This is a genomic window from Dermacoccus sp. Ellin185 (assembly GCF_000152185.1).
Taxonomy (GTDB): Bacteria; Actinomycetota; Actinomycetes; order Actinomycetales; family Dermatophilaceae; genus Dermacoccus; species Dermacoccus nishinomiyaensis.
Genome location: NZ_AEIQ01000103.1, coordinates 1 through 4805, shown reverse-complemented (window position 1 = coordinate 4805; position 4805 = coordinate 1). Strand labels below are relative to the sequence as shown.

The 4805-nt window shown below is 66.3% G+C and carries 4 protein-coding genes; all 4 read left to right on the top strand.

Features of this window, described 5'->3' with window-relative positions; all coding sequences use genetic code 11:
* The first annotated feature begins 161 nt into the window (after window positions 1-161).
* The 4 genes from istA (at window position 162) to HMPREF0321_RS11615 (ending at window position 4408) form a co-directional block, all read left to right on the top strand.
* Window positions 162-1862, top strand: coding sequence for an IS21 family transposase (istA, locus tag HMPREF0321_RS11630; RefSeq protein ID WP_040014960.1), 1701 nt, complete (start codon window positions 162-164; stop codon window positions 1860-1862).
* Window positions 1862-2680 (top strand): IS21-like element helper ATPase IstB, encoded by an 819-nt coding sequence (istB, locus tag HMPREF0321_RS11625; RefSeq protein WP_006946655.1) that lies wholly within the window; start codon window positions 1862-1864, stop codon window positions 2678-2680. Before istA ends, istB begins: the two co-directional genes overlap by 1 nt.
* 53 nt (window positions 2681-2733) lie before the next feature.
* A complete protein-coding gene (locus HMPREF0321_RS11620) occupies window positions 2734-3330 on the top strand; it encodes a YdhK family protein (RefSeq protein ID WP_074046615.1) in 597 nt (198 codons plus the stop codon).
* A gap of 202 nt (window positions 3331-3532) precedes the next feature.
* Window positions 3533-4408 carry a DUF4396 domain-containing protein gene (locus HMPREF0321_RS11615; RefSeq protein WP_040014959.1) on the top strand — a complete coding sequence of 292 codons (876 nt, stop codon included), beginning with the start codon at window positions 3533-3535 and terminating at the stop codon, window positions 4406-4408.
* Window positions 4409-4805 lie beyond the last annotated feature (397 nt).

Below are 4805 nucleotides of genomic sequence, written 5' to 3'. Positions count from 1 at the left end.
GGCCAAGGTCCGCGACGTGGTGGCTGTGACAGGTTGGTGTGGCCCCACTGTGACGGTCTGATCTGGCCCCATGTGCGACTTGCCGGGGCGGTTATGACGGTTTGATCTGGCCCCACCCGAACCTTGGCTTCATCTAATGGTTTCGAGCGATCGGGGTTGGGATGGAGTCACGGGTGGAGTTGTTCGCGGCGATCCGCCGGGACGCGCGGGTCGAGGGCCTGGGCGTTCGGGCGCTGGCCAACCGGCACGGGGTGCATCGGCGCACGGTGCGGCAAGCCCTGGCGTCGGCGACACCGCCGGCACGGAAGACGCCAATCAGGTCTTCACCGCGGTTGGATCCGTTCAAGGACACGATCGACGCCATGCTGCGCTCCGATCTGGAAGCACCGCGCAAGCAGCGGCACACCGCGACCAGGATCCTGGCGCGGCTCATCGACGAGTACGCCGCGACCGACTTGTCGTATTCGACGGTGCGGGACTACGTGCGGGTCCGGCGCGCGGAAATTGATGTGGAGGCCGGTCGCCGTGTCGAGGAGGCGTTCGTCCCGCAGGAACACGCACCGGGCGAGGAAGCCGAGGTGGACTTCGGCGAGGTCTACGTGATCTTGGCTGGGGTGAAGACCAAGTGCCACATGTTCATCTACCGCCTGTCTTTCTCTGGGAAGGCGGTGCATCGGGTCTACCCGACCTGCGCGCAGGAAGCATTCCTGGAGGGCCACATCGACGCTTTCGAAACGTTGGGCGGGGTCCCGACCCGGCACATCCGGTATGACAACCTGACCTCCGCAGTGCTGGCGGTCCTGCATGGCGGTGACCGTCGCCGCAAGGAGAACGACAGGTGGGTGCTGTTCAAATCGGCGTACGGGTTCGACTCGTTCTACTGCCAGCCCGGCATCGCCGGCGCGCATGAGAAGGGCGGCGTCGAAGGTGAGGTCGGCTGGTTCCGCCGCAACCACCTGACCCCGATGCCCGAGGTCGGCTCCCTGGACGAGCTCAACGACAAGATCCGTGGATGGGAAGCCGACGACGACAGCCGGCGGATCGACGGGAAGCTGGCCACCATCGGTGTCGATTACGCTGCTGAACGAAACCTGTTGGCACCGTTGCCGATCGACAGGTTCGACCCCGGGCTGGTTTTGCACCCACGCGTCGACCGATCCGCGATGATCACCGTGCGGATGATGAAGTACTCGGTGCCCGCGCACCTGATCGGCCGCAAGGTCCGCGTCTCGCTACGCGCCTCGCACCTGGTCGTGTTCGACGGCCACACCCTGGTGGCCACCCACCCGCGGGTCGCCGCCCGCGGCGGGCGCGTCGTCGACCTGGACCACTACCTGGAAGTCCTGCGACACAAGCCCGGCGCGTTACCGGGCTCGACCGCCCTGGCCGATGCCCGCGCCAAGGGAACATTCACGCCCGCGCATGACGCGTTCTGGGCCGCCTCCCGCAGGGTCAACGGCGACACCGATGGCACCAAAGAGCTCATTGACGTTCTGCTGCTGCACCGCTGGTTGCCGGCCGACGCCGTGGTCGCCGGCATCACGGCCGCCTTGCGGGTGGGGGCGGTGACCGCCGAGGTCGTCGCGGTCGAAGCCCGCCGGCACGCGGCAACCTGTGACGCTGGCATCGGCGGCGAAGGTGGGGCCAGTTCTGATGGTCACCTTGTTGCTCACGACGGTGTTCATGAGCAACGCGTTGTCAGTCTCACACAACGACGCTTGACTGACCCGGCTGCGGTGATCGCCGGTCTTCCGCCGGATACCCGGCCGGTTCCTTCGGTGGCCGTCTACGACCAACTTCTGCCGCGACGCCGCACCACCACCGCCGCCGCGCAGGGCCCGACGAAAGCGAGTACCAGCTGATGCCCACTGCGCCCGGGACCGCGATCACTCCGACTCTGCGGCGACGACGCGGCCTGACCGAGGAAGCCGCCCTGGCCGCCGTCGACCAAGCCTGCCGCCGGTTGCGGCTGCCGACGATCCGGGCGGTGCTGGATGAAGCGATCGGCGTGGCCAAGAAGGAACAGCTGTCGTATCCGGGGTTCCTGGCCGAACTGCTCCTGGCTGAGGTCGACGATCGCGATCGCCGCTCGTCGATGCGTCGTGTGAAGGCGGCGCAGTTTCCCCGCAGCAAATGGATCGGTGACTTCGACTTCACCGCGAACCCGGCGATCGAGGCAGCGACCATCCACCAGCTCGCCAAGGGCGACTGGATCCGCAAAGGCGAACCCCTGTGCCTGATCGGCGACTCGGGCACGGGCAAAACCCACCTGCTCATCGGGCTGGGCACCGCGGCCGCCGAGCAAGGTCACCGGGTGCGCTACACGTTGGCCACCCGATTAGTGAACGAACTCGTCGAAGCCGCCGACGATAAGATCCTCGCGAAAACCATCGCCCGCTACGGCCGCGTCGACCTGCTCATCATCGACGAGCTTGGCTACATGGAACTAGATCGCCGCGGCGCGGAACTCTTGTTTCAGGTCCTCACCGAACGTGAGGAGAAGAACTCAATCGCGATCACGTCCAACCAAAGCTTCAGCGGCTGGACCGACACGTTCACCGATCCCCGCCTATGTGCCGCGATCGTGGACCGGCTCACCTACCACGGCACCATCATCGAAACCGGCACCACCAGCTACCGACTCGCCCACAGCCAGGCAACGGTGCAGGCAGCGCGATGACGCGTGTACCCCCACCTTCCACCATATACCCCCCTGGGGTATATGGTGGAAGGATGGACATCTCGAACTCGAAACTGCCCCGACGACTCTTGCTGACACTGGCGGCTACCGGAGCTGCCGCTGCGCTGGCCGCGTGCTCGGGCGGTTCCGGTGATCAGGCCGGCACCGGTTCCAGCACCCCCATAAGCCACATGTCGATGAGCTCGTCCACCATGCCGATGCACCACGGCGACGGTGGTCCCGTCCCGGTCGGGATGAAGCCGGCTGCGCATCCCACGTACCCGGTCGGTAGCACGGTGATTCTGACCGCGAATCACATGGCGGGCATGAACGGTGCCCGGGCCACCGTCGTGGGGGCGTACTCCACCTTTACGTACGCGGTGAACTACACCCCCACTACCGGCGGGCCGGCGGTCAAGGACCACAAGTGGGTGGTGCAGCAAGAAATCAAGAACGCCGGCACTGGCCGGCTCGCCGACGGAACGAAGGTGGTCTTGACCGCCGACCACATGCCCGGCATGAAGGGCGCGACCGCCACGATCGCCAGTTCGACCGACCAGACCGTCTACGTCGTCGACTACACCGCCGGTGGTATGACAATGAAGAACCACAAATGGGTCGTCCAGGACGAGATGAAACCCGCAAAATGAGCGACCCAGTCGCCGCTCGGCGACGACCTGACCCAGTCTCGATGACCTCGGCGAAGGAGCGAAGCCCCATGACCATGCGGACAGCAAACGCGGTGAGGGCCACCGGTGAAGGCGCGTGGCGGACCGCTCCGCCACCCGGCAATGCCCGGCGTTTCGACTCGGTGATTCGGTCGGCGGGCCCCCAAGTTTTAGGCGGCGGGCAGTGATTCTCGACGGGGTAATGCTGCTGTGGTTCATCCAGGTCGCGATCGCAGTTGCGTTCGTCGCCGTCGACATCCACACCACCCCCGAGGCCACGGTGATGAAGTGGGGGTTCGTGATCATCACCGCGTTCAGCGGCCTATTCGGGGCGCTGCTGTACGTGCTCAGCTGCCGCGAACCGCTGCCCGGCACCCACGAGCTGTACGTCGCTGCGAAATGGCGGCAGGTGGTCGGCTCCACCATGCACTGCGTGGCCGGCGACGGGATCGGGATCCTGGCCGCCGCAGTCATCACCTCCCGGCTGGGCCTGCCGATGTGGGCGGACGTGCTGTGCGAGTACGCGCTCGGGTTCATCTTCGGATGGACAGTGTTCCAGGCCCTGTTCATGAAGAGCATGTTCAGCTCCTACCGGCGGTCGCTGACCGGCACCTTCATGTCCGAGCTGCTGTCGATGAACACGGTGATGGGCGGGATGACCGCGGTGATGGTGCCCTGGATGACCCACAACATGGACGCGATGAGCCCGACCGGGCCGACGTTTTGGTTCGTTATGTCGATCTCGCTGTGCGCCGGGTTCGTCGTGGCGCTGCCGATGAACTGGTGGTTGGTGGATCACGGCCTCAAGCACGGCATGATGACGGTTCGCCCCGACGGCACCCCGGTTCCGCAGGCGGCCGCGGTAGCGGCGGCCAGCGCGGCGCTCAGCGGATACCGGCTCGTCCCGGCCACCACGCCGCCGGCCGAGACACCGCACCAGGCGATGCCCGACCGGCCCAGTCGGGGCAAGCTGGCGTCGATGACCCTGGTCAGCTTCCTGGTCTTCGCCGCCGGGTTCCTGATCGCCGGACTACTGGGAACCCTCACCATGACGCGCTAGCAGCCGTCCTTCGCCTCCCGCGACGGTTCACTCCGCGCCACACCGAGGGGGCGGATCAAACGGTCACGGGACTTGATCTGCGAGGGCTTGGCATAGATCTCCTTACGGTCCTGGCCGCAGCCGGGGTGCAGCCACCATGCCAGCCCCACCGGCTGGCCCGGCTGAGCGAGCACGAACGTCGGTGGTCCCGGTGAAGCTGCGATCCTTCCCTGCTGGCTGGCCGTGAGGACGGATGCGGGTGATTCTCGCCGACACGCCGGTCGCCGCGACGGCGGGCATACAGCACGTCGTCGTCGGCGAACACTTACCGGCGATTCACTTCCGGCGGGGCCGGATCAAACCGTCACCCTGGGGCCAAACGAGGTTGACAGAATCAACGTGGTCGGGCTGTACCTGA

Excerpts from the sequence above, each read along its gene's own strand:
- istA (WP_040014960.1), top strand. The coding sequence starts at position 162 with ATGGAGTCACGGGTGGAGTTGTTCGCGGCGATCCGCCGGGACGCGCGG.
- istB (WP_006946655.1), top strand. The coding sequence starts at position 1,862 with ATGCCCACTGCGCCCGGGACCGCGATCACTCCGACTCTGCGGCGACGA.
- HMPREF0321_RS11620 (WP_074046615.1), top strand. The coding sequence starts at position 2,734 with ATGGACATCTCGAACTCGAAACTGCCCCGACGACTCTTGCTGACACTG.